The sequence below is a fragment of the Candidatus Krumholzibacteriota bacterium genome (assembly GCA_016932415.1).
In the GTDB taxonomy this organism is placed as follows: Bacteria; Krumholzibacteriota; Krumholzibacteriia; order Krumholzibacteriales; family Krumholzibacteriaceae; genus Krumholzibacterium.
In genome coordinates this window covers 1-23,439 of sequence record JAFGCX010000015.1, presented here as the reverse complement: position 1 = coordinate 23,439, position 23,439 = coordinate 1, and the positions used below count along the sequence as shown (strand labels likewise).

Sequence of the window (23,439 nt, the reverse complement as noted above, 5' to 3'; positions counted from 1 at the left end):
CTCTATCCGAGCCAGTCCAGAAACAGGGTGGCAATTCCAAGGTATATCAATATGCCGAGGATATCATTAGAGGTCGTAATAAAAGGGCCGGTAGCAAGGGCGGGATCTATCTTCCGTCGTTTCAGCAGCAGAGGAATCATCGCGCCCATGACAGTCGACCAGCAAATAATGAAAAACATGCAGAGCCAGAGAAGTATTCCGAGCTTGTAATCTCTCTGCCACGCGAGGATTATTACCATCAGTATCGAGGCAAGAACAAACCCGTTTATCAGGGAGACCTTCAGTTCTCTCAGCAATTTGCTGCTGGTATGGCCAAAACTGATCCCGCCGACGGCAAGCTCACGAACCACTATAGCCGAGGACTGGATCCCTACGTTACCCGCCATTGCAGTGATGACCGGGATGAAAAAAGAGAGTGTCAGTACCGATTCGAGAGACTCCTTGAAATTATTCATCACAAAAGCGGAAGCTATCCCTCCGAACAATCCGGTCAGAAGCCAGGGAAGTCTTGCCCTTGAGAGTTTAAAAGATGACCTTTCCCAGAATTCTTCCTCTCCTGTTCCGGCCATCATCGTTATATCCTCGTTAGCTTCCTCCTCGATCACATCCATGATGTCATCAGCGGTGATCCGGCCTTCCAGCCTCCCACCCCTGTCGACCACGGGAAGTGTGTAGAGATCGTACTTGGAGAATATCGCAGCCACCTGTTCCTGATCGGTATCAGATGTTACCGTCACTATGTCACTTTCCATCACCTCATCGGCCCGTTTATTCGAATCGACCACAAGAAGATTGATGAGAGGAATGCTTCCAAGAAGTACTTCATTGGCGTCAACAACATATATGTTCTGAATATTTTCGATATATTCAGCTTTTTTCCTTATCAATGCTTTAACATCGTAGATCTTCATACCGCCGTTCACGGTCAGAAGTTCCCTGGCCATGAGACCGCCGGCAGTCTCTTCGTCGAATTTCAGAAGCTCGCTGACATCCTCGTAATCCTCACGGCTGATCCTGCGAAGGACAGTCGGCGCCTTCTCATCCGGCAACAGGTTTATTATATCAGCGGCATCATCGCTCGCCATGATCTCTACAAGGGGAACTATCTCTTCGGCTTCGAGTCTGGCAAGGATACCTCTGGCCACTCCTTCGTCGACAAGGGAAAGGACTTCGCTTGCCGTATCGATATCCATCTCCCTGAAGACAAAGATCCACAGGTCCTCGGGAAGCGAGGAAAGGATATCAGCAAGATCGGCATCCCTCATCCCTTCGATCACAGACTCGACCTTCCTGGAATCATCCGATTCATAAAGCTCGATCAACTTCTCGACTATATCTTCATATTTTTTAGTCATGTCCGCTACACCTTGCCAGGTTACAATATTAAGAAATTTCAGAATGAAACGAAATGCCTGTCAAGTCAAGGTTTATTGCGGCAGAGGCGTATCAGTCAGGAATTTTCTCGCCGGGCGGATCGCACGATCCTTTTGATATCCCGCCTGATGGAAGGACTGCTCCTCCCGATATCACCATCTTCAACGCTTCCTCGACCGAGCAATCCATTGAAAGGACCTCGTCCGATCTTACCATCAGGAAAAGACCGGAAGTAGGGTTGGGGGTCGTGGGCATGAAGATATTAAGATATTTTGTTTTCACTCCATCCTGCCCGGCAACAACGCAGTCCGAGGTTACAAACCCGACAGCGAATATTCCTCGGCGGGGATACTCTATCAGGACAGCTTTGCTGAAAACAGTCCTTTCATGCCTGAGAAAGACCTCGCTTATCTGCTTCAGAGCGGTGTACATCCTGCTGACCAGCGGTATCCTCGTCAGTACGCCCTCGGCCATCTCGATTATACTGCGGCCGATAAAATTACCGGCAAATACTCCAGCGGCGAGAATAAGCAGTATCACCGCTATGAACCCCAGTCCCGGAATATCGAGGAAAGGATATCGCTCGACGATCGGCCCTAATATATTATCGACGAAGACGAATATCCGGTAGAGGATCCACCCCGTAAGGACAGTGGGTAGGAGAATGATCATCCCGGTAAAAAATTTTCTTCTCAGCCATGCCATAATCGGTTTTTCCTCACTCTAAAAACTGGACCAGTGGCGAGGCCTACTGTCATCAGGACCAGGCCTCTCTTCCCGGACAGCCACAACGACGTTCATTTTTCCGGCAGCTTGATCCCTACTTCCATTATTCTCTGCCCGTCGAGGACCTTGATCATGAATCCGATCCCCTCATATTCTATTCTTTCTCCTTCTTCAGGCACCTTGCCTATCAGGTCGAACAGGAATCCGCCCAGCGTATCGACTTCATCTGACGGAAGCGATATCCCGAGCCTTTCCTCCAGATCATCGAGGTTTATACGCCCTCCGACCACAAACTCCCCTTCCCCGGTCTGATGGATAAGGGGCTCCTCATGGTCGTGTTCATCCCTGATCTCACCCACGATCTCCTCAAGAATATCTTCAAGAGTCACAATGCCTGCAGTGCCGCCATACTCATCGACTACTATGGCAAGATGCTTTTTTTCTTTCTGAAATTCCCGGAGCAGTTCGTCTATCTTCTTTCCTTCAGGTACAAAATAAGGCTCCCTGAGAAGATCCTTCAAAGACCTGTGACTGTCTGAGGATTCAGAGATCTGGACGAGGTCCTTTACGCAGAGGATGCCTATTATCCTGTCTATGCTGTTCTCATAGACGGGAACACGCGAATGCCCCGCCTCGGTGACCTTCTCCCTTATCTCGTCGAGGCCGAGATGATAATCTACGGAAAAGACATCGATCCTCGGGACCATCACCTCTCTAGTCTTTTTTTCTCCGAATTCAACGATACTGTGCATCAGCATACTGCCGTTTTTTTCGATGAATCCCTCTCCGCTTTCCTGCGAATCGGGGATCAGAAAGAGCAATGACGCCATTTCCCGGGGAATCCCCGGAAAGAACGAACCGATACCTTTTAAAAAGGCCACGGTGATCGGTTTGAGGATCATTATGAACGGGAAAACAGGATATGAGACTATATAAGCTATCCTTTCCGGATTCTTTGAAGCCATTCCCGTTCCGGCTATGAGTGAGATGAAGATCAAGATCCCGGAGACAATATACTGGATGATTCCAGGCGCTGAAGAAGCAGCCCCCGACGGCCTTATTATTCCTGCCACCGATCCCGGAAGGGAGATCGCGGAAAAAACGATCAGTACCGCTTCGAACCCGGCGAGAACCAGTATAAGATGCAACCTGTCGTCATGCATCCGGCGCGGGCACGCCGTCCATTTTTCATGTTTCGGGAAAAGCTTGTCGACGTGCATGCGCGAGATGATGATGAATGACGATATTCCTCCCGCGACAAGAAACTGCGCCACCATATAAAGCAGGACGATCATCAATGGCAATATCTCAAAACGCATCGTTACTCCCTGTGCCTGTCAATCGAAAAGCCTTGCGACGACTTCAGAAGGAAGGACTTTGCCGAGATATTTCATCTCTTCCTTTTCCATCCTGAGCCCATCCTCCCGCGAGTCATGAGTATACCCGGCAATATGACACAATCCGTGCACGACCAGCCTCAACAGATATGCTTTCTGCGGGACCTTCCTAGCTCTCGCTCCTCTTTCCAGCCTCTTCCAGCATAGAAATATCTCCGCGGAGACCTCTTCTTCAGATGAGATAAGGCTGTCATCGGGCGGATAGACAAAGGTCAATATCTCGGCAGCTCCCTTTCGACCCTTGTAGTCTCTGTTGAAACGGGCCATTCTTTTCTCGCCGATCAGATTGATCCCGACGCACTTTCCCACCGGTCTGAACAGGGAAGACACCGCCTTTATCTCTCCGGCTGCTTTTTCAAACCTGTTTTTTCCCTTGGCTCTCGGATGACTGCTTATTACTGTTTTCATTGTCCGGCTCTTTCTGGTCGTCCTCCTGATTCGGATACGATATCCTCGGATGGAAAAATCTTATCAGGAACTCGATATATCTCTCCTTGATTACGGAGATATCGTTCAGCGTCAGGCCACTGTGGTCGAGTTCCCCGTCATTCATCCTCGTCTCGAATATCCTGCTTATGATTGCCCTGATCCTCGTGGCTGTCGGTTCCTTCAACGATCTTGCCGCTGCTTCGCTTGAATCAGCCAGCATTATCAATGCTGTCTCTTTTGACCTGGGTTTTGGCCCCGGATATCTGAAATCATCTATATTGACACTGTCGTGAGAATCGAATTCAAGGGCCTTGTTGTAGAAGAAGGCCATTACGGTCGTCCCATGATGTTCCTTTATCGCGTCGATCACGACACCGGGAAGTTTCTCCTTTTTTGCCAGTTCGACTCCCTCCTTGACGTGGGAGGCGAGGATCAGCGCGCTCATCGTCGGCGAAAGTTTCTCGTGTTTGTTTAGATTGTCCCCCTTGTTTTCGAAAAAATATTCCGGTTTCGCCAGTTTGCCTATGTCATGATAATAAGCCGATACCCTGGCGAGCAGTCCATTTGCTCCTACTTCCTCGGCGACAGCTTCGACCATATTCCCGACAAGCAGGGAATGATGATATGTGCCTGGCGTCTCAAGGATAAGTTTTTTCAGCAGAGGCCGGTTCAGATCGCTCAGTTCCATCAGGGAAAAATTCGTCGTGACGTTGAAAAGCGATTCGAAGATCGGCAGAAGAAACATAACCAGTATTGTGCAGACAAACCCGTTTGTTATCCCCCAGAGCGCCCCAAGGAGGAATTCTCTTATCCCCGTGCTGTTGGTAAGGGCGAAACTTGTCACTCCCGCGATATACGCCATCGAGACGTAGAGAAAGATGGAATAGAAATTTTTCCTCTCCCTCAGTTGGGAGATGCTTATGATCGAGGCTCCTCCGGCCAGAAGAGATATAAAGACCAGGCTGGATGGAAACCCGGAATGCGTAATAAGCATGAATGAAGTAAAAAGACTGAATATCATGGCGGTAAGAAGACCAAAGAAAGCTGTTATGACAAGCGGAACGAAAGCTACCGGAATAAGGATCGGATCGAGAAATGAAAGCCTCGTAACGAGCGCCATAAGGAGAAGAAAGAAAAGAAGCGTTATAAAGGCAAGAGTCAGCCTGGCCGGTTCGGTCACGACCTTCCGGTCGAACTTCATAAGCGCGACCCACAGGATGATCGTCAGGATAAGGATCTTCATTATTTTACCGGCATATACTCCGACCCTTTTCCAGAAGGATGTCTCAAGCTCAAGGCGTGCTCTGTTCGCCTCGAGGACCTTGAGGATCTCGACCTGTTTTCCCGTGACCTTGTCATGTTTGGCGATTATCCTCTGGTTTTCAGATACGGTGAAAGCCTCGGGAACCTTATCCATTTCATTATTACGCCGCAGCCTCGTCTCATCCAGGTCGAATATCAGGTTAGGCATAAGGTGCGATCTGAGGATATTGTAGAATATCTTTACTGTCTTTTCGTCATTTCTGAATATTTTCGCCGCGTCGTTCAGAATCACCGATTCCAGGTCGCTCTGCCTGACCAGCGGTGAGGATGGCACAAGTTTCTCCTCATCGTCCGCTATCACCGTTATATGCGGATAATCCCGCCGCCTGAGAGGCGTATCGTCATTTATTATCCCACCGTCAAAAAACGATTGCTGAAGTCTCAATCCCTCCTGAAGGATCCTGTCTCTTTTTTCTCTGGAAAGAAGGATGCTGACATCATCTCTTCTAAGAACGGGGGCAGCCTCCCTGATATGTGAGATCTTTTCTTCATCCGACAGCGTGTCGATCGACGTAATCCTGGCGATCCTCGCCATAAAACCCTTGAGGTCTCCCGGAAGGTTCTGAAGCCCCCCGTCATTCCTTCTGTAGACCGGTGGGACTCCGACTGCCGCTTTAGCCCTGTTGATCTCCTTTTCCTGCTCGCTTACCGGAACAGCAAAAGTGAAGGGAGCTATCACATCGGTGTTGGCTATATCTCCTTCGTAGTATTGTATTTCCTTGTTTTTTCTTGTCGGTGGAAAAAGAAATATCGAAATGACTAAAAAAACGAGCAGATAGGCAATCGACAGTCTTCTGCCGTCGAGATGAATATTATCAGGAAAGACCGCCTTCAGGCGTTCAAGAATACCTGATATCTTTCCTTTCTCTCCCTCCCCGCCTTTTTGTTCACTCATCGGTCTCCTCCATCGCGGAAGATACGTCATCGCAGCTGCCAGCCTTTGCCGGGCCGCTATTCCTGTCCGGATCCATCCGGGCGAAAGCCCTGATTATTCTCCGGACGAGCCGGTGCCTGACTACATCCTCTTCTCCAAAAGTGACGAATTTTATCCCTTCGACACCTTCAAGTATCTCTCTCACCGCCACAAGACCCGACCTTCCTCTGTCAGCGAGGTCGATCTGGGTTATATCTCCCGTAATCACTGTTTTTGAATCGATGCCGAGTCTGGTCAGAAACATCTTCATCTGCATGATCGTGCTGTTCTGCGCTTCATCAAGAACAGCGAATGCGTTATTCAGAGTCCTGCCTCTCATATAAGCGAGTGGAGCGATCTCAAGCACTCCTGAATCGATCATTTTCTGAACCTTTTCCTTGCCTATCATATAAGCAAGAGCATCGAATATCGGCCTGATATATGGATCGATCTTCTCCTGCAGGTCGCCCGGAAGAAAACCGAGATTCTCCCCCGCCTCCACGACGGGCCTGGATACGTAGATCTTCTCGACCTCTCCCCTTTTCAGAGCGTCGAGCGCCATTGCTATGGCAAGATACGTCTTGCCCGTCCCTGCTGGCCCTATGGCAAAGACTACATCGTGATCCCTGACCGCGTCAACGTACTCTTTTTGCCTGACGCTTCTCGGCGTGATGCTGCTTCGCCTCAGTGGAGAATAGTATATCACCGTATCCTCAAGGGTTCCGATCTTTTCCGATTCCCGTTCTCCCCCGCGGATGACGGACAGGACATCTCCCTCCGATACTTCCCTTCCTTCTCCGGCGATCCTGATAAGCGTCTCCAGTATGGCCGAGATCTCCTCCACTTCTTCCGCTGAACCGCTCAGAAGTATCTCTTCTCCACGGACAGTGATCTTTTTATCGAAATTATTCTCAATTATCTTCAGGTTCCTGTCTTTAACTCCGAGCAACCGGACAGGATCCACTCCCGCGAACGACAGGATCCGCTTTCTTGTCTTATGTTTCAAACCTGGTCCCCTTTAATAGAAAACTCCTGGCCCACATTTGGCGGACCAAGAGTTTACGATATAAGTCGTTGTTCTACCGTCTGTTTCATTCCGACGGATATGCATCCCGCGGTACAACGATCTCCTGACCCGGAAAGATCAGATCTGGATCGTTGATCTGGTTCCTGTTAGCTTCAAAAAGCACAGGCCACTTGCGGTAATTGCCATATATTTCCCAGTATCCTGCTATCCTGGCAAGCCAGTCGTCCTGAGCGACCTTGTACTTTCTCGGCCAGTGCCGGGGAATAGTCAGGGTCCAACCGGCGAGGACCCAGTCAGGATCCTCGATCATATCGAAGTTTGCTCTCCAGATTCTCGTCCATTTCAACGGATCCCCGTATATCTGCTCGTACCCGGCCAGAGTCCAGAGACATTCCCCATAGACAAGCTTCCATTCTTTCGGTAACGCTTCAAGAGCGGATATCTGTCCGTTCAACTCAGTGATCTGAGTCGTCAGGTTGACATACTCACGCTCGGCGGTACGCAGTTCCTGCGTAAGCCTTGTAATATCATCCCTGTTCTGTTTCAACTGGGCCTGGGCATCTGATGATCTTGTCTGAAGTGATTCGAGTTCCCCGGCCAGCTTCAGGCAGTACTCTTTCCTGTCCTTCTTTGACAGCTTCTGATACTCTTCATCCTCATAATATTCGCCAGCTGAGATATCTATCGGGCTAGGCGAATACCGGCTGCAGCCAGCGGCAGAAATCAGGATGACCGGGACAAAAACCCATATTACCATAGTTTTTTTACCAAACATTCAGTCTCTCCTTGGAAAATCTTCTCTTAATCATCCCGGCCGCTGCCTTTTTTAAGTTCATGAAGTTTTTTCTGAAGCCTGGCAGGATCGTCCTTGATCTTTGTTATCTCCTGCTCTTTCGCTGTCAATTTTCCCTGCAGTTCATCGACGCTTTTACCCGTCTCAGCTTCTTCTTTCTCAAAGGTCTGGGCGTCGAGCCTCGTCTCATCCAGGGTGACAAGACTTGTTCCACATGGGGGAGCCGGTTTGCAGCTGAAATTCGTCCCCGCAGCCAAAACCAGCAGAAGCAATATTATGGATACCTTCCCAGTCAATTTCATAACTTATATTCCTCCCGGCAATTACATTCTTTTGACCTAACGTTACTTTAATATCGGGGTGCTATTATGTCAAGTAAAAAGCCTCAAAAGTATTCCATTGCAAAAGACATGCCTGAAAATACCCGATCACTCCTCATCGTTCCCTTTGATTACTTCTATATGCAACTCCCGCAGCAACTTCTCCTCGACTTCCGAAGGGGCCCCTTCCATCAGGGAGGTCGCGCTCTGCGTCTTTGGAAAGGCTATAAAATCCCTTATGGAACTCTCCCCGCTCATTATCATCGCGAGCCGGTCGACCCCTATCGCTATTCCGCCATGAGGAGGGGCACCGTATTCGAACGCTTCAAGAAGAAATCCGAATTTCCGCTGCGCCTCTTCATCTTCGATCCCTATCACCTTGAACAGCCTCTCCTGCAGTGACCTGTCATGAACACGGATCGAACCCGACCCGAGTTCTGTCCCATTACATACCAGATCGTAGAGATGGCCCCTTATACTTCCAGGGTCATCTTCAATTCGATCGATATCATTCTCAAGAGGCATCGAGAATATATGATGGGCAGGTTCCCAGGCACCCTCCTCCGAGCGCACGAACAATGGAAATCTTTTCACCCAGATAAAGTTGAATTCCCTCGTCTCGCCCGTGAGGAAAGCCGATCCGAGTTCGACTCTTAATTGCCCCAGCGATTTCTCGACGACCCCCTTCTCTCCGGCGACGAGAAGAATAAGTGACGAGTCTCCCCCGGTAAGCCCGAAAAGATCTGTAATCCCTTCCTTTTCCTCATTGGAAAGGAATTTCCCGATCGGTGAGGTGATTCCATCCTTATCTACCCTGAGCCACGCGAGTCCGCCCGCGCCATGGCTCTTGACAGTCTTTTCAAGCTTCTTGATCTGGCTGTTGGTAAATGAAGACCCTTTCTCGAAAGAGATCCCCCTGGCGACCCCTCCATCCTCTATCGTCGATGAAAAAGCCTTGAATGAACTCGAGCGGAAGATATCAGTGCAATCATGGATCTCGAGACCGAACCTCAGATCGGGTTTGTCGCTCCCGAACCTTAGCATCGCTTCGTCATAGTCGATCCTCGCAAAGGGGATCTTCAGGTCTACGCCCAGGACCCTTTCAAATACTCTCTGCATCAATCGTTCGGCTATATCAAAAACATCCTCTTCGTTGATGAAACTCATCTCTATGTCGATCTGTGTATGTTCCGGCTGCCTGTCAGCTCTCAGATCCTCGTCCCTGAGACACCTCGCGAGCTGGAAATACCGGTCGCACCCTGAAACCATCAGTATCTGCTTGTACAACTGCGGAGACTGGGGCAAAGCGTAGAATTTACCAGGCCTCAACCTGCTTGGGACGAGGTAGTCTCTTGCTCCTTCGGGAGTGCGCCTTACGAGCATCGGCGTCTCTATCTCAAGGAATCTGTTCTCGGAAAGAAAGTTTCGGACGTTCAGAGAGAGGTCATGCCTCAGCCTGAGATTCGCCTGCATTGAATCGCGCCTCAGATCGAGATACCTGTATCTCAGCCTGAGGTCTTCGTTCGCCTTTCCCCTGTCTGTCACGTTGAAGGGAGGGACCTTGCTTCGATTAAACAATTCGGCGCCATCCACCTCGACCTCGACTTCACCGGTCGGCATATTCTCATTGATCATGTCGGCCGGCCTCTTGGCTACTTTTCCCTTCACCGCGATCACATCCTCAGCTCTCAGAGATCTGAAAAGGTCATGTACCGGGGGGTTACATACTTCGACCGTCAGTTGCACAATTCCGCTCCGGTCCCACAGATCGACAAAGGTAAGATCTCCGAATTCCCTGACCTTCTTCACCCACCCGGCAAGAGCAACCGATCTTCCCACATCATCGCGTGAAAGTTCTCCGCACCCGCACGTACGTCCCCATCGCTCGCTATAATGGTATATCTTCCTTTCAATCAAGATTCTTTTTCCTTCCTCTTTCTAAATATTGCGATATCTGTGATAAAGGGACAAGATCCTGTTCTCCCGTCACCATTTCCTTTACCGTGACACTTTCTTTTTCCATCTCCTGCGTCCCCGTTATCAGCGTAAAACCTGCTCCCGATTCCGATGCGGCTTTTAACTGTTTTTTCATCGATCTTCCAGACAATTCGACTTCGACCGAATACCCGGCATCTCTCAGATCCGAAGCAACCTTCATCGCCATCACCTTTCCAGCTTCATCGGGAACGACAAGGAACAGGTCGATCGCTGTCGCGGCATCGACAGATCCGGCATCTTCGGGAATATTGTCCAGCAGCCTCTCCATACCAGCCGAGAATCCGATTGCGGGGATAAACGGGCCGCCGCAGTCTTCGGCAAGGCCATCATACCGGCCGCCCCCGCAGAGCGCGTTCTGCGCCCCGTCTCCCGGCTGAAGAATCTCAAAAGCTGTCTTCGTGTAATAATCGAGACCCCGGACAAGAAGAGGATCTACGATAAAAGCGATCTTCATCCCGGTCAGGATCTTCTGCAACCGGTTGAAATGGGACGCGCACTCTTCACAGAGGTTCTCGGTTATTACCGGAAGCGCTTTTTTTACTTTATGGCAATCCTTACAGTCGAAGATACGAAGGGGATTGATTATCGCTCTCTCGGAACAGTTGTCACAGAGATCGTCCCTGTGATCTTTCAGCTCTGATCGGAGCATCTCGATAAATGAAGGCCTGCATGACGGACATCCGACGCTGTTGAGCCTTACTTCAAGAGACCGGAAACCGAATATTTCGTATATCCTCAGGCTCATATCGATGATCTCGGCATCTATGCAAGGATCTGAAGAACCAAGGGCTTCTATTCCAAACTGGTGAAACTGCCTGAATCTTCCCGCCTGTGGCCTGTCGTAGCGGAACATCGGTCCGATATAGAAGAATCTCGTGATACCGCCTTTCCTGTGAAGTCCGTTCTCAAGAAAAGCACGCATCACCGGAGCAGTGTTCTCGGGCCTGAGCGTGAGGCTTCTGTCTTTTTTATCGTTGAACGTGTACATCTCTTTCGAGACGATATCGCTTCCTTCGCCGACAGCCCTGATGAAAAGATCGGAGATCTCGAATACCGGAGTCCTTATCTCACTGTATCCGTAACTCCTGGCTGTTGCCGCCAGTTTCTCCTCCATCATCCTCCACCTGTCCATCCTCTCCCCAAATATATCCTGCGTCCCTCTTGGCCTCTTAAATTTCATCCCGTCTGCCCCTTTTTATCGTCCAAACATGCTTTGCCGTCGCGAAGATCGAACCGGCGACAACGCCTGTAAAATCAGCCACAAGATCCAGAAAACTGGAATCCCTGCCCGGTATGTAACTCTGGTACATCTCGTCAAGACCCGCGATCCCTCCTCCAGTCATTATTACGACGAAAGTGATCGTCAGGTTCACCCTTCCGCTATCGTAACTTAACCCACGATAGAATAGAACAGCAAAAACCAGATATTCGAAAAAGTGAATGAGCTTGTCGGCGTCAGTCGGGAGATCTACTCCCCTGGTCACGCCACCGGGAATGGAGGACGCCCCGAAAATTAATGCTATCCACGCAAAAAACGGAAACCATCTTCTTATTCTTGAATTCATCATCGCACCTGATTCGCCTTTTTACAATCGAGGCCGGCAAAAGTTCTCCGGCCCGCATCCCCTGTCAGAATATCCCTGCCGGCAGTCAGGGTATACTGTGATCCGATCCCGTTCCCGTAGAATCGGAAAATCGATCAAGAAAATCCAGTGAATTCTCCCCGGCTGGAATAAACGCTGCTATTCCGATCGATCTCAGATCGTTCTTTATGTCAGCCGGGGCTCCGGCTGTAATCGCGGGAAGCCTGTCAATAAACCTTTTTTCCTTCCAGCGTTCGATCCGGGTCGAGGAGAGGAGGAATATCTCGTGAGGGACCGGCGTACCGGTAAGCAGAATCGAGACTTCCCCTTTTTTCATAAACCCGAGGGATTCGATCCTTTTGAACCTGTCAAGATCTATCCCGCCGGCCACATATTCACCGAATAACACTCCGTAGACTATCCTTTCGTCACACGAACGGCATCCGGTAAATTCTATATCATCAGAATCTGTATCGAGGTCTATCCCATGGTCGGCAAGAGCCTTTAACGGGGAGAGGAATCCGGAGGCGGAATTTCTGAAGGAAAATATGAATTTCCCTCCTGAAAGCTGATCGATGCCTGTTCCTTTCCTGGTTATCACGACTCCGACCGAATGGCTTCTGGCCTCGGTCGCGCAGGCGGCGAGAGAGAGCTTCATCCGCTTCGAATTCACAGCGACTCTCGCTTGAGGAGAGGTCATCAGGTAGAAATCGCACCCGGCCGGTTCTTCATCATCGCCAAAAAAGAACCATGCTATATCCCCTCCTCCCTTTTCTCTTACCAGTCGGGAATACCTGTCGAGGATCGGGGCCGCGAATACGGAATCGCAAGCTGTTATCCCGATACGGACCGGCACGTGAGCCATATAGTCAGGTTTAAGAAAATACGCGGCCGAGGCAAGAAGGATCACGATCGAATATAAAAAAAAGTTGATCCAGAAGACCCTTGAGCCCTTTCTGCCGCGGGATGAAGCCCTTTTTTGATCCATTCCCCGATCCCCCGTCATCGTTTTTCTTTCCCGGTCGTGCCGTCCCCGGGTTTCTTTCCCGGTCCGGCCGGATCTCTCTGGGTCTCTTTCCCCGGTTCGGATATGGTTATTTCAAACATGTCCGTATCGAGAAAATACTTCTCTATCCCGCCCGGCACAATGACCTCGGGTACTATCTGGTATTTACCCGGCTCTCTCGCCATAATATTCAGAATTACCGAAACATCATCTACAACGACCTTTTTGATGATCTCTTCGGCACCTTCGATCGTCAAAGAAACTGTCTTTGGAGAATACTGGACCGAAAGATCGGAATAGTCCTGCAGAAGTGTCGGAGGAATGTTCGCAAGGGTCCTCACGATCCTTTTATATATTTCCATCTCGATCAATACTACTGAAGGTACGATATTTATCTCTCTTCCTCCCAGCATCAGCTGGCTTTCTTCAGATATCTTTCCCCTCTTGTTGCGGATATCGATCTCTCTGGTTGAAAGAAAATCGATCGCGCTGATGATACTTGACGCGCCTCTGACTTCCACCCTCGCGGGAATGATTACTGGAGTCCCGGAGATCACTATATTATCCGGTACTCCCCCCTTGTAAGCTATCCTTACAGGAACCGATTTCTTTATGATCCGTTCAAAATTCAGACTGAGTGTCTTGGGGTGATCGATGGTAATATCCCTTGGATCAAAGTCCTCGGAGAGATTCAGGATCCCCGGTGAAAGAAGGATATTCTCTCTCCCCTTCTTGGCGATCGACAGGTCCACTACAGCCTTAAGCCGTCCAAGCAACCTGAGTTTGAGCAGCTTGCTTCTCGGCCCTCTTATAGTCACTTCGATCTCTTTTGGTACATCATGGATTATTGTCAGGCTGTCGGGGATACCGGTCAGCTGCAGCGGTACGCGGAACGACTGATTCTCTCCCTGTTGCGCAGTCACGTGAAACCACAGAAGGACAGCAAACACGAGGGAAGCTATCTTTGCACCCGGATTCCTTATCAAAGAGTTTCGAATCTTCTCGTAATTCACCTGTCACCCCGCTGATTACGAACCTGTAGTCCGGATCATCTTTCGGATCACCCTGATCTTCTGTCCCGGCCTGATCGTCGCGCCGCTTCCTATCCTGTTGAGATCACATATCTCTCTGACTGTTGTTCCATATTTTCTCGCTATCAACCCCAGGGTCTCGCCTTTTGAGACGGTATGAGTAAGCATCTTCGCCGGAGATACTCCGCTCCCCTCGGGAGGATTCTCCAGAAGATATTCGACTATACCGGATGCGATCGATTCGGCAACCTCTTTTTTGACCTTCTCTTTCCTTATCAGGGAGACGTCCTTCCTGTTCGATAAAAAACAGATCTCGACCAGGACCGACGGTTTTTGCAGATTCCTCAGTATGACGAAGTTCGCCTGCTTGATCCCCCTGAAAGGGATCGAACCGACCTGTTTCATCTTTCCGGCAATAGCTTCCGAAAGGGCAAAACTCTGGGCCATCGCTTCCTTTCTGCCCCAGTCGCCCAGGATCCATTCAATATCATCGTTAAGCATCTCCCCCTCCTCACCCATCTCCAGAATCATATTCTCCCGTTCCTCCAGCGCTTCGGAATTCTCGTCCCTTGCCCCCTCGACAGAGAGATAAAAGATCTCTGATCCCCGTGGAGTCGACGACCTCACGGAATTGAGATGTATCGAGACGAAACATCTGCCGCCATGATTCCTCGCTATCTTTATCCGGTCGGCAAGGCCGACATCATAATCTCCCTCTCGCGTCAATATCGCCCGGAAACCCTTGTACGAATCTATCGCGTCCCTGGTCATTCTGGCTATATCGAGAGCAATATCCTTTTCGAGCAATCCGTTATTCGATGATGTCCCCGGTTTGCTGCCTCCATGGCCTGGATCAATTATAACAATAATATCTCCACTGTTGGCGACTTCCTCGACTTTCGCCCTGCGCTCCAGTCTCTCGACATTTGATATCGGTTTTACAAGATCTATCACTATCCTGTCTGGATGGACAGAATTAGGACCAAGGGAATAATACTTGTATTCAGTAATCCCCCGCAGATCAAGAACGACCTGGGCGCCTTGCCTGAGATCATTGATCCTTATACGTGACAGGACGCCATCATCAACGATCGTCTTTTTTACACCGGGGGAAAATCTTCCCGAAGGGATATCGATCACTATTCTGTCAGGATCCTTGCGCTCACTGACCTGATAATCACATGGCCGGCTGAGGTCAAGGACGACTCGCGTCCTGTCAGGTCCCGAATAATACCGTATCTTCTGCACCAGTCTTGAGGCGGGCAAAACATCGCCGGAAATTTCGGCGACACCCAGGGTCATAAAAACCACCGTGATGAAAGCCAGTATGAATCTTATTTCTCTTCTTCCCGTCAAACCGCCTGCCCTTCGCGACTGAAGAAATACCGGTCACATACCATCTGTCCCAGTCTATTTGTATCTTCTGAAATTGACAAGAAAAAACAGATATGGGCTGATTGGATAAAACTGACCGGTCAATCGAAATAAATGCCTTCTGGAATTATATACTGAAGAGGATCCCTGTGCGTTTTCCTGAATATCACCTCATAATGAAGATGCGGACCGGTAGATTTTCCGGTGTTTCCAACGAGACCTATTATCTCACCACGTTTGATCCGCTGTCCCCTTTTAACCAGGATCTTGGAAAGGTGGGCGTATTTCGTCATGAAACCATTCCCATGATTCACTTCGATAGTAAGCCCCATACTCCCGTTATTTTTCGCCATAGTGATCACTCCATCGGCCGTGCTCATCAGCGGCGTTCCGGACCTGGCAAAATAATCGACACCCTTGTGAAAAGCGATCCTCCCTGAAAAAGGGTCCATCCTTCTACCAAACCTGCTGGAAAGAAATCCGCCGTTCAGAGGCCTTATCGAAGGTGTACAGTTCCTTAGGTCCGATTCCTTTTCAAGAATATCAATGATCTCGCCGTAACTTTCCCTCTGAAGGTGCGACTGCCGGACGATTCTTGATATATCATCCTCGAAACCGGAAAACAGTACGTCCGTGACTTTCAGTTCCCTGTCCAGAAGACCGGGTTCGGGGCCACCGACTCCCACCTGCCAGACATCTTCAGAGATAGGATCGAGATTGGCCATCAGCCTTGCCCTGTTCTGCAGCTCGAAATTGACGTTCATCCGGTTCTTCAATTGATCAACTTCCAGTTCAAAGTGATTCAACCGCTCGATAAGCTCCTCGTTTTCACTTTTCAGAGATTCCATATTCCTTGAATCAGTCCTGATATCGGCATATCTGACAGTCAGTACCATCGAAGTGACAAAGAAGGAAACAAGCAGGATGCCCGCTGAGAACGCCAGAGTCCTCCTGATCTTTATCGATTTGACTCCCGCGTTACCTCTGCGGACGTAGAGAAATGTGAAATACCTGTCCATGATCCCTTTCAGGGCCTTACCCGAATCTTGCAGGAAAACATCGGGGTGAAAGTATATCCACCTCGTCCTGCTGTCAAGAGATAATTACTTTTCTGATCGTTGCAAAGGGTGTTCCAGATTGACTGGAAGATATAAATACAGGACGGAGAAAATCTCCCCGCCCTGTATGTTGAAGCTGTAACCTGCTATCAGATCTACTCCTGCACGTATCCTCTGAGATATTTGCTTCTTGTGCTGTGCCTGAGTCTGGTGATCGATTTTTCCTTTATCTGGCGGATCCTTTCGCGAGTCAGGTTCATTTTTTTACCAATTTCCTCCAGAGTCAGAGGCTCCTCCCCCTCAAGACCGAAGTATAGGCTGAGGATAGTTCTTTCACGATCTGTCAGAGTCCCTAGCGCTTTCTGCATATCGTCGCTTAAAGCGTTGACATATGTCATCTCATCGGGAGAATCCTGTGATTCATCTGCCAGATAATCTACGAGCGAATTCTCTTCCTGGTCGTTATTGAACGAAGCATCGAGTGAAAGATGGCTGTTTGCTATCTTCATCGTGTCCCTGACCTCTTCATTCGAGAGATTCAGCTTCTCGGCGATCTCTTCGACTTCAGGAGTCCTTCCAAGTTCCTGGTCCAGCTGCCTCGACACCTTCCCGATCCTGTAGAGCGTGCCTGCCCTGTTCAGGGGAAGCCTGACTATACGTGACTGCTCGGCAAGAGCCTGAAGCATTGCCTGTCTTATCCACCATACGGCGTAAGAAATAAACTTGAATCCGCGTTTTTCATCGAATCTTTTTGCCGCCTTGATCAGGCCCATATTCCCCTCGTTGATCAGGTCGGCAAGAGATAATCCCTGGTTGACATACTGCTTTGCGATCGAAACAACGAATCTCAGATTCGCCTTGACGAGATCATGCAAGGCAGTCTCTTCACCATCCCTGATCCTGCAAGCGAGATCACGTTCCTGCTCCCTCGTCAGCAGAGAAGTGTTGTTGATTTCCTTCAGATACAGGTCGAGACTTTTCTCTCCCATGTAATCGTTATCTTTTCCTTCCGGATACATTCTTAAACATCTCCTGATGCCTGATATGATCCTTTTATCAGGCCGTTATGTAAAGGTGATCGCCGCCTGCAGACCTGCCCTGTCCTTCTGCCACCTTCACTGTTAAACCTTCTTCCTGTTGCCAGCCGGTCCCTGAGAAAGTGATACTTTCAGCATACTTATTCTCCACGAAAACCAGCGATGTAATTAATTTCCTATCAGGTGGGGTTCAACAGAAGGTACAGTTGGCTAACGGCATCCTTCCTTCAAGTTCTTTGCTAATCCTGACACCATTCAACTACAGTGCAAATTCTACACCATATCCAGACTGCTGTCAAGAGTTTAATTTAGCTTAAAATTGCCAGCCTCGGCTTGAATATCCAGAATATACCGAGTTTCAACTCTTTTTCTTTGAATTACATTAATATTCTGTTTATTTCTTCCTTTTTCTAATCCAAAATCATGCGCAAGATTGAGATGAGGGAAAAATTTTCCGGTATCTCTTCGTAAATTACCCTGCCCAGCTGCCACTACGACAAACCGGGAATTAATTTCCCTTTTCTTCCGGCTCCTCTTCCTTGCCTTCGTAGTGTCCGGGAGCCCTCTCTTTCTTTATCGTCTCTATCTCGTCTTCCTTGAGCTTTAATTGTACCTCGAGCTCCCTGACCTCATCGACGATCCTCTTTACGATCTCGTCGTCTACAGTCTTGTTGCCCCTGTGCCCTTTTTCGTTGACGAGATCATAGACCCTGCCGCCCAGTTCCGAGAGATGTTTCTCGATCGTCCTGTTGATACCGGCAACCTCTATCTTTTTCTTCCCTATTCTTGCAAGTTCATCGGTTTTGTCGTATGCCGTCCCGTACCATTCGACCAGGTTCTTTTTTACCCTGTCCCATAAAGGTTCCATATTGATACTCCTTTCATATCAGAGACGCGAGGTATCTGATTTATCTTGTAAAAACTCTTCTTCTCTGACATATATCATTAAACGCAATTCAACGGGAGAAGTTTCATTGAGCGACACAGTTATTTTCGTTTCCGATACGCATTTTAACCGTAACAGAGATGAAAAGGAAAGAGAAAAACGGCGGCGCTTTCTAAGGTTTCTGGAGAGTTGCGCCGGTATCTCCAGGATATATCTTCTCGGCGATGTATTCGACTTCTGGTTTGAGTACAGGCACGCTGTTCCCTCATTCTACTACGATATCCTGGAAGGTTTTTTCAAATTGTCCCGCTCGGGGACGAAGATATTCATGACGGGAGGGAACCACGACTTCTGGCTTGGAAATTTTCTCCCTGAAGTCATCGGGATCGAGATTCTGGGTCAGGAGACGACTGAAACGATCCAGGGACACTCGATAACGATGACTCATGGCGATATGCTTATGCCTGGTGATCATGGTTACAAGGCTCTTAAGGCCCTGATCAGGAACCGGCTGGTCATCAGACTGGCAAAACTCCTTCCTCCCGATCTGCTTTACTCCTTCGCCGGAAGATTCTCTATAACGAGCAAATCAATCACTCACAGGAAGACCCGGTTGTTCGCCGAAAAGGTATCATCCCTCGCGAAAGATAGTTGCTTCAATAACGGGAACGATGTTTTTATCATGGGACATATCCATATGCCGCTCCTGCGCCGTTATGACGACAGGACTTTTATCATACTCGGGGACTGGGTAGAACATTCCAGCTATCTTCGGCTTGAGGACGGGCGCTTTTCCCTTGAATCATTCTAAAGCGAAGGAAAGAGATTTATCGAGAAACGATGAACATCACCCAGGTCATCGGCTATCGCCGAGTAGGAATAATCGAACCTCAGATTCCTGTAGATGATCCCGCACCCCATTGACGCACCCTGAACATGGTATCCGCTCTTGTATCCCAACCGGACCGCGAGCAGGTTGTGGTAAAGATACTCCAGGCCGGTATGGAATTTCGATCCGCTGTCATTTGGAAAAACCGCGTCTGCGGCGAGAACAAGGCTTCCCCGCAACCATTCTTTTTCAGAGAGATGGGCAGCCCCGATCCTGAGCTGGAAGGGAGGGTAGAATTTTTCTTCCACAAATTTCGCCTGGGGACCGAGATTAAGCATCGAAGCGGCGATAGTCAATCCTTCGATCCTCGATCTATGTGTAACGCCGAAATCGATGGCATAACCTGTAGCCGATTCGAAGTCGATCTTCTCATATATCAGTTTCGCCGCTATCCCGGCAGAGAGGTTGGGTATTATATCCCTGGCATAACCGGCGGAAAGGGCGAGGTCGTAAGGAGCGAAAGTACCATCCGGAGTAAGCGAAGGAGAATCGCCGTACCTGTCGAGTTCACCATAGTAGACACCCGTGAATCCCAGTCCCGCTACTCCGCCATAGACTTCGCTCGCCACCGAGACCTGCTCGAACCGGATATCCATCAACCATTCCGAGTGTGTGACGTTGAGTTCGACACCCTCGACTGCCGCCATCCCGGCCGGGTTCCAGTAGATACTGGTCGCGTCATCGCAGACAGCGGTGAACGCCTCGCCCATGCCGCTTGCCCTGGCTCCATTTCCAAGCCTCAGGAAGACAAAACCGCTGGTTCCTGGTTCTCCCGCTGTCACGGCCGAGGCCAGGGAGACAATAATGACTGTTGCTGCAAGAATTTTTCGGCGAAGCATCTTTCCTCCAATCGGACTGATCCGGGTCTACTGTATTTTAATCTATTCCCGCCTGCCGGTCAACTTTGATAAATGACCTGATGCCTCCGTGACGGAAATTCTATCTTATTATCGCTATCTTTTTGCCGCCCTTCCAATTCTTTCCTTCAGCGGCGACTTCCATATGACATATATATATACCGCTGGATATCCCTTCCAGCGGTATCCTTATCTCGAAAGGTACCGTTCCAACAGGCCAGTCATGCTTCTTTTCGACCGAGCGCACCTTTTCGCCTTCAAGATTGAGGATACTGACAGTCACATCAGCCTGCGAGGAGATCAGGATCCTGATATTCACCTCTCCCCTGGTGACAGGATTCGGATAACAGATAAAGGAACTTTCATCCACCATGCTGCCGGCCTGGCTGGAACCTGACGGCTCCTGCTGCCTGCCCGAACCTCCGCTATCGCGTCTGAAAGCGATCCATTCCCCTTCATGAAAGCAAGCTGAGGTCAACCGGTATCTTGACAGCTCCGAAAAAGGTTTGTCTATTATGACGCTGCCGGCGGAACCCGGTTCAATCCTGCTGATACCCGACGTGTTGAAAAGGCAGGTTTCGCTACCCTGAGCGAGTATGAGAGGAGTAGCCTCTCCTGTTGAACAGAACGTGAGTGGCCAGCCGGAGAGTGATCTGCCCTCGCCGTCGAGAAGATGACAGACGCCGGCGATATTGAACAACGACTCAAGCCCTCCGTCTCCATCAAGATCGGCGCAAAGAGGCTGGGCCGGAACACCTCCGTTTTCCAGCCTGATCATCTCATCGGGCACTTTCACCGGCCAGTGCGAGAGTTCAGAGCCATACCCGCTCAATAGATGAATATTCTCCGAATCCCTTATGATCGTTTCGAGGATCCCGTCTTCATTGATATCGGCAAGCGCTGCTGATGAGGGATTTGTCGAGACTGACGAAGATATGAGAATTGTTCCACAGGCCGTTCCCGCAGCCTGGTATGGATCGAAATAGACAAGCCCTGTCCCCGTAAGCGGGATTACCGCCTCGTCATATCGGTCTCTGTCTATATCACCGGATGATATAGTCATCATCGAGGATGGAACGGGCCTGCCTGGCACACCGGCGATGACAGCGGCGGAAAGGTCCTGGAGCGGATAATAACAGGCCTCGAGACCGGCATCTGCCGCGCATACAATGAACAATCCTTCAGATTCCGTGACACTTCCGGCATCGGCGAGGCCCCTGGCAGGATGGGAAACGAGCCTCCCCGCCCGGACTGCCTGCGCCAGGACTCCCGGACCGGCACTCCTGGCGCCGGTCAATGGTCCATCCATACCTATCAGATAGAGAAACACACTGTCCTGGTCTGATGAGAAGACAGCGACCTCTGAATAGGGATCCCCCGGGTAATCGATAACGATCGGCATCGTCACCAGATCTCCCTCCAGATCGAGGCTTCCGGGAGTCTCGTCGATATCGACAGGAAAAGCCGAACCGTCAGATTCGAAAAGATGGACCGCGCCTTCGGTTGATGTAATGATCATCTCCAGTTGCGAGTCTCCGTCGATATCGGCAAATACGGGTGGACCGGTCCACCGGACACTGTCGATCACAGCGAATATCTCGATCGAACCGGCCCATTCTTCGCCGGCTGGGTCGTCAAGGCTGTATATGATACCTCGTCCCGCGTCCCCTGCCGCTATAAAAACCGTTTTCAGACCATTTCCATAGATATCCGCGGCGACCGGCGCGCAGGCCTCTATATCCCCTTCGATCATGGCGGTCTCGCCAGGATCTGGATGATCGAATTCGATGTCAAAAGTCATCCTTCGTGAAGCGGCGGAGATCGAACTGATCGAGATCCCTGAAGCTATACCACTGTTCCTCGAACTCGAAGGAAGGCTCGCCGGGTCGAAAACAGTCCTTACCCCTTCCCTGAACGAGTCGAGGAAGCTTCCATAGGCATATTTGCCTCCCGGCCTGTCCATATCCTGGATACCGTCCGCTTCCTCGAGATCGACCCCTTTAAGATGAGGATCGTCGTTGATCCCATCTCCCGCCGCAAGCCTGTCGGCAATCACACGCTCGTCGATATGCCAGATCTTGATGCCACCTCCGGTCCTGGTGAATTTCTCACCATCGATATATTCGATCAGATCGGTAGTGCCTGTGGTATAGAAATCGAATTCCGCACCCCTGAGAGTATCTTCATTCTCAGGCACCCCGTTCCCGTTGAGATCGATAAAATCGAATTTCATGTCGAGATCGGAATCGTGAAGCCTGTTGGCGACGAGATAATACTCTGACGGCCCTGAGAAGATCCTGACAAGAGCGGTATCTCCAGGCAGGCTCGAGTTGATATCGGTAAGAGCGACACGGGACCCTTCCGTGATATCGACCGCCTCTACCCATCCCATCAGCAACCTCTGAAAAGCGCAGGGGAATCCCGGAACGAATCCGTTCGCGTTATACAGGCCGTACGACATAAGGCCGAAAGCCCCTATACCCTGGGAGTCGGGGTGACCCGATGGCGATGTGTCGTACAGGGAGACCATTCCAAGCCTCTTTCCTATCTGGTAGGCATATATCCCGAGCGAGCCGAATATTATACCGTCCTGGGTCGCCTCTTCCGGAAGTACCATGATATTGTCTATGAAAAAGGTGGTGCCGGGACCGCCGTCATCAGTCGGGATCCCAGTGGTGCCGAGCGTGTCGGCAAGCAGAAGGACGATATCCTCCGGATCTATGAATCCTGACCAGAGTTGATCCTGGGAATTACCGAGGAAATCGGTCTCCCTTCCCTGGCCGGTATGAATAATGGCATAACTGTCCCATATCGAAAAATCATAGGCGGAATCGAGTGAATCGACGACGCTCATCATGATCTCCGGCACGCGCAGGTCCCATGGATCGTTCTGCCCGTAATACTTTTCGTCGAATGGTAGCCGTATCACCTCCTGGGCAAGGTGATAATCAAGGGCGAACCTGCCCATCGAGGCCCCGCGGTAATATTCCGCCAGATGCCTCAGCTCATTCTCGTAATAACCTGACTGGTGTCCCGGAAGGAAATCGGCATCTGAAAAGGATACCCGGATGAAAAGGACCTTCAGAGAATCAACCGTTTCAACGGAAGCGGAGGTGAGACCGCCAAGCGACCTCCTCTGGAAATACCCCGGTTTTACGCGTGAATCGGGAACCGACAGGTCCACAGCCGAGACAACCCTCCCTGCCCGGCAATCCCGGTGGAATATTATATTCGAAATCAATAAAACGACTGTTACAAGATATAAGATTCTCTTCATAAGTACTGGATGATAATGAAGTAATAACGACTCTGCAAGCTATATAAAAAGTCTGGGGAGAATGAAGTCCTCTTGCCGCCCCTGTTCGACAATTGCATTCTTCATTCTCCCCTTTGGTCGACCTTCCGGGTAACGGAAACC

General features: G+C 50.0%; 20 protein-coding genes. 1 reads left to right on the top strand and 19 read right to left on the bottom strand.

What is annotated here, in order from left to right:
• Window positions 1-2: 2 nt before the first annotated feature.
• The 17 genes from mgtE to JW814_05735 all read right to left on the bottom strand — a co-directional run bounded on the left by mgtE (window position 3) and on the right by JW814_05735 (window position 18,257).
• Window positions 3-1,355 carry a magnesium transporter gene (gene mgtE, locus JW814_05815; protein MBN2070956.1) on the bottom strand — a complete coding sequence of 451 codons (1,353 nt, stop codon included), beginning with the start codon at window positions 1,353-1,355 and terminating at the stop codon, window positions 3-5.
• A 91-nt stretch (window positions 1,356-1,446) separates the two neighbouring features.
• Complete coding sequence (locus JW814_05810) at window positions 1,447-2,079, bottom strand: DUF502 domain-containing protein (GenBank protein MBN2070955.1); 633 nt, start codon at window positions 2,077-2,079, stop codon at window positions 1,447-1,449.
• Between the two features lie 92 nt (window positions 2,080-2,171).
• Window positions 2,172-3,419 (bottom strand): HlyC/CorC family transporter, encoded by a 1,248-nt coding sequence (locus JW814_05805; GenBank protein MBN2070954.1) that lies wholly within the window; start codon window positions 3,417-3,419, stop codon window positions 2,172-2,174.
• An 18-nt stretch (window positions 3,420-3,437) separates the two neighbouring features.
• Window positions 3,438-3,905 carry an rRNA maturation RNase YbeY gene (gene ybeY / locus JW814_05800; protein MBN2070953.1) on the bottom strand — a complete coding sequence of 156 codons (468 nt, stop codon included), beginning with the start codon at window positions 3,903-3,905 and terminating at the stop codon, window positions 3,438-3,440.
• On the bottom strand, window positions 3,853-6,144 hold the full coding sequence (locus JW814_05795) for an HDIG domain-containing protein (protein MBN2070952.1): 2,292 nt from the start codon (window positions 6,142-6,144) through the stop codon (window positions 3,853-3,855). The genes ybeY and JW814_05795 overlap by 53 nt, the downstream gene beginning before the upstream one ends.
• Entirely contained in the window at window positions 6,137-7,168 is a 1,032-nt protein-coding gene (locus JW814_05790) for a PhoH family protein (protein MBN2070951.1), read from the bottom strand. Before JW814_05790 ends, JW814_05795 begins: the two co-directional genes overlap by 8 nt.
• Before the next feature lie 85 nt (window positions 7,169-7,253).
• Window positions 7,254-7,964 (bottom strand): LysM peptidoglycan-binding domain-containing protein, encoded by a 711-nt coding sequence (locus tag JW814_05785; GenBank protein ID MBN2070950.1) that lies wholly within the window; start codon window positions 7,962-7,964, stop codon window positions 7,254-7,256.
• A 26-nt stretch (window positions 7,965-7,990) separates the two neighbouring features.
• Window positions 7,991-8,284 carry a hypothetical protein gene (locus JW814_05780; protein MBN2070949.1) on the bottom strand — a complete coding sequence of 98 codons (294 nt, stop codon included), beginning with the start codon at window positions 8,282-8,284 and terminating at the stop codon, window positions 7,991-7,993.
• Between the two features lie 126 nt (window positions 8,285-8,410).
• The gene (gene aspS, locus JW814_05775) at window positions 8,411-10,204 is read right to left on the bottom strand and encodes an aspartate--tRNA ligase (protein ID MBN2070948.1); all 1,794 of its coding nucleotides are present in this window, start codon (window positions 10,202-10,204) and stop codon (window positions 8,411-8,413) included.
• A gap of 7 nt (window positions 10,205-10,211) precedes the next feature.
• Window positions 10,212-11,480, bottom strand: a complete 1,269-nt coding sequence (locus tag JW814_05770; GenBank protein MBN2070947.1) for a histidine--tRNA ligase — start codon at window positions 11,478-11,480, stop codon at window positions 10,212-10,214.
• The gene (locus JW814_05765) at window positions 11,470-11,865 is read right to left on the bottom strand and encodes a VanZ family protein (GenBank protein MBN2070946.1); all 396 of its coding nucleotides are present in this window, start codon (window positions 11,863-11,865) and stop codon (window positions 11,470-11,472) included. The genes JW814_05770 and JW814_05765 overlap by 11 nt, the downstream gene beginning before the upstream one ends.
• Before the next feature lie 85 nt (window positions 11,866-11,950).
• A complete protein-coding gene (locus JW814_05760; protein MBN2070945.1) occupies window positions 11,951-12,871 on the bottom strand; it encodes a PhnD/SsuA/transferrin family substrate-binding protein in 921 nt (306 codons plus the stop codon).
• 14 nt (window positions 12,872-12,885) lie between these two features.
• A complete protein-coding gene (locus JW814_05755; protein MBN2070944.1) occupies window positions 12,886-13,902 on the bottom strand; it encodes a hypothetical protein in 1,017 nt (338 codons plus the stop codon).
• Window positions 13,903-13,917: 15 nt separating this feature from the next.
• On the bottom strand, window positions 13,918-15,276 hold the full coding sequence (locus JW814_05750; GenBank protein ID MBN2070943.1) for an N-acetylmuramoyl-L-alanine amidase: 1,359 nt from the start codon (window positions 15,274-15,276) through the stop codon (window positions 13,918-13,920).
• 119 nt (window positions 15,277-15,395) lie between these two features.
• Window positions 15,396-16,313, bottom strand: a complete 918-nt coding sequence (locus JW814_05745; protein ID MBN2070942.1) for a M23 family metallopeptidase — start codon at window positions 16,311-16,313, stop codon at window positions 15,396-15,398.
• 194 nt (window positions 16,314-16,507) lie between these two features.
• On the bottom strand, window positions 16,508-17,371 hold the full coding sequence (locus JW814_05740; GenBank protein MBN2070941.1) for an RNA polymerase sigma factor RpoD/SigA: 864 nt from the start codon (window positions 17,369-17,371) through the stop codon (window positions 16,508-16,510).
• 526 nt (window positions 17,372-17,897) lie between these two features.
• Window positions 17,898-18,257 (bottom strand): hypothetical protein, encoded by a 360-nt coding sequence (locus JW814_05735; GenBank protein ID MBN2070940.1) that lies wholly within the window; start codon window positions 18,255-18,257, stop codon window positions 17,898-17,900.
• Between the two features lie 106 nt (window positions 18,258-18,363).
• Here JW814_05735 and JW814_05730 point away from each other — a divergent pair, with 106 nt between their 5' ends.
• Complete coding sequence (locus tag JW814_05730) at window positions 18,364-19,086, top strand: UDP-2,3-diacylglucosamine diphosphatase (GenBank protein ID MBN2070939.1); 723 nt, start codon at window positions 18,364-18,366, stop codon at window positions 19,084-19,086.
• Here the strand turns inward: JW814_05730 and JW814_05725 are convergent.
• Both JW814_05725 and JW814_05720 read right to left on the bottom strand, forming a co-directional pair.
• On the bottom strand, window positions 19,083-20,003 hold the full coding sequence (locus JW814_05725) for a PorV/PorQ family protein (protein MBN2070938.1): 921 nt from the start codon (window positions 20,001-20,003) through the stop codon (window positions 19,083-19,085). The two genes, JW814_05730 and JW814_05725, sit on opposite strands and share 4 nt — an antisense overlap.
• A gap of 100 nt (window positions 20,004-20,103) precedes the next feature.
• Window positions 20,104-23,205, bottom strand: coding sequence for a hypothetical protein (locus JW814_05720; GenBank protein MBN2070937.1), 3,102 nt, complete (start codon window positions 23,203-23,205; stop codon window positions 20,104-20,106).
• Window positions 23,206-23,439 lie beyond the last annotated feature (234 nt).

What these genes read in the sequence shown, in the direction of transcription:
- mgtE (MBN2070956.1), bottom strand. Translation starts at nt 1,355, where the DNA reads ATGACTAAAAAATATGAAGATATAGTCGAGAAGTTGATCGAGCTTTAT.
- JW814_05810 (MBN2070955.1), bottom strand. Translation starts at nt 2,079, where the DNA reads ATGGCATGGCTGAGAAGAAAATTTTTTACCGGGATGATCATTCTCCTA.
- JW814_05805 (MBN2070954.1), bottom strand. Translation starts at nt 3,419, where the DNA reads ATGCGTTTTGAGATATTGCCATTGATGATCGTCCTGCTTTATATGGTG.
- ybeY (MBN2070953.1), bottom strand. Translation starts at nt 3,905, where the DNA reads ATGAAAACAGTAATAAGCAGTCATCCGAGAGCCAAGGGAAAAAACAGG.
- JW814_05795 (MBN2070952.1), bottom strand. Translation starts at nt 6,144, where the DNA reads ATGAGTGAACAAAAAGGCGGGGAGGGAGAGAAAGGAAAGATATCAGGT.
- JW814_05785 (MBN2070950.1), bottom strand. Translation starts at nt 7,964, where the DNA reads ATGTTTGGTAAAAAAACTATGGTAATATGGGTTTTTGTCCCGGTCATC.
- JW814_05780 (MBN2070949.1), bottom strand. Translation starts at nt 8,284, where the DNA reads ATGAAATTGACTGGGAAGGTATCCATAATATTGCTTCTGCTGGTTTTG.
- JW814_05770 (MBN2070947.1), bottom strand. Translation starts at nt 11,480, where the DNA reads ATGAAATTTAAGAGGCCAAGAGGGACGCAGGATATATTTGGGGAGAGG.
- JW814_05765 (MBN2070946.1), bottom strand. Translation starts at nt 11,865, where the DNA reads ATGAATTCAAGAATAAGAAGATGGTTTCCGTTTTTTGCGTGGATAGCA.
- JW814_05760 (MBN2070945.1), bottom strand. Translation starts at nt 12,871, where the DNA reads ATGGATCAAAAAAGGGCTTCATCCCGCGGCAGAAAGGGCTCAAGGGTC.
- JW814_05745 (MBN2070942.1), bottom strand. Translation starts at nt 16,313, where the DNA reads ATGGACAGGTATTTCACATTTCTCTACGTCCGCAGAGGTAACGCGGGA.
- JW814_05740 (MBN2070941.1), bottom strand. Translation starts at nt 17,371, where the DNA reads ATGTATCCGGAAGGAAAAGATAACGATTACATGGGAGAGAAAAGTCTC.
- JW814_05735 (MBN2070940.1), bottom strand. Translation starts at nt 18,257, where the DNA reads ATGGAACCTTTATGGGACAGGGTAAAAAAGAACCTGGTCGAATGGTAC.
- JW814_05725 (MBN2070938.1), bottom strand. Translation starts at nt 20,003, where the DNA reads ATGCTTCGCCGAAAAATTCTTGCAGCAACAGTCATTATTGTCTCCCTG.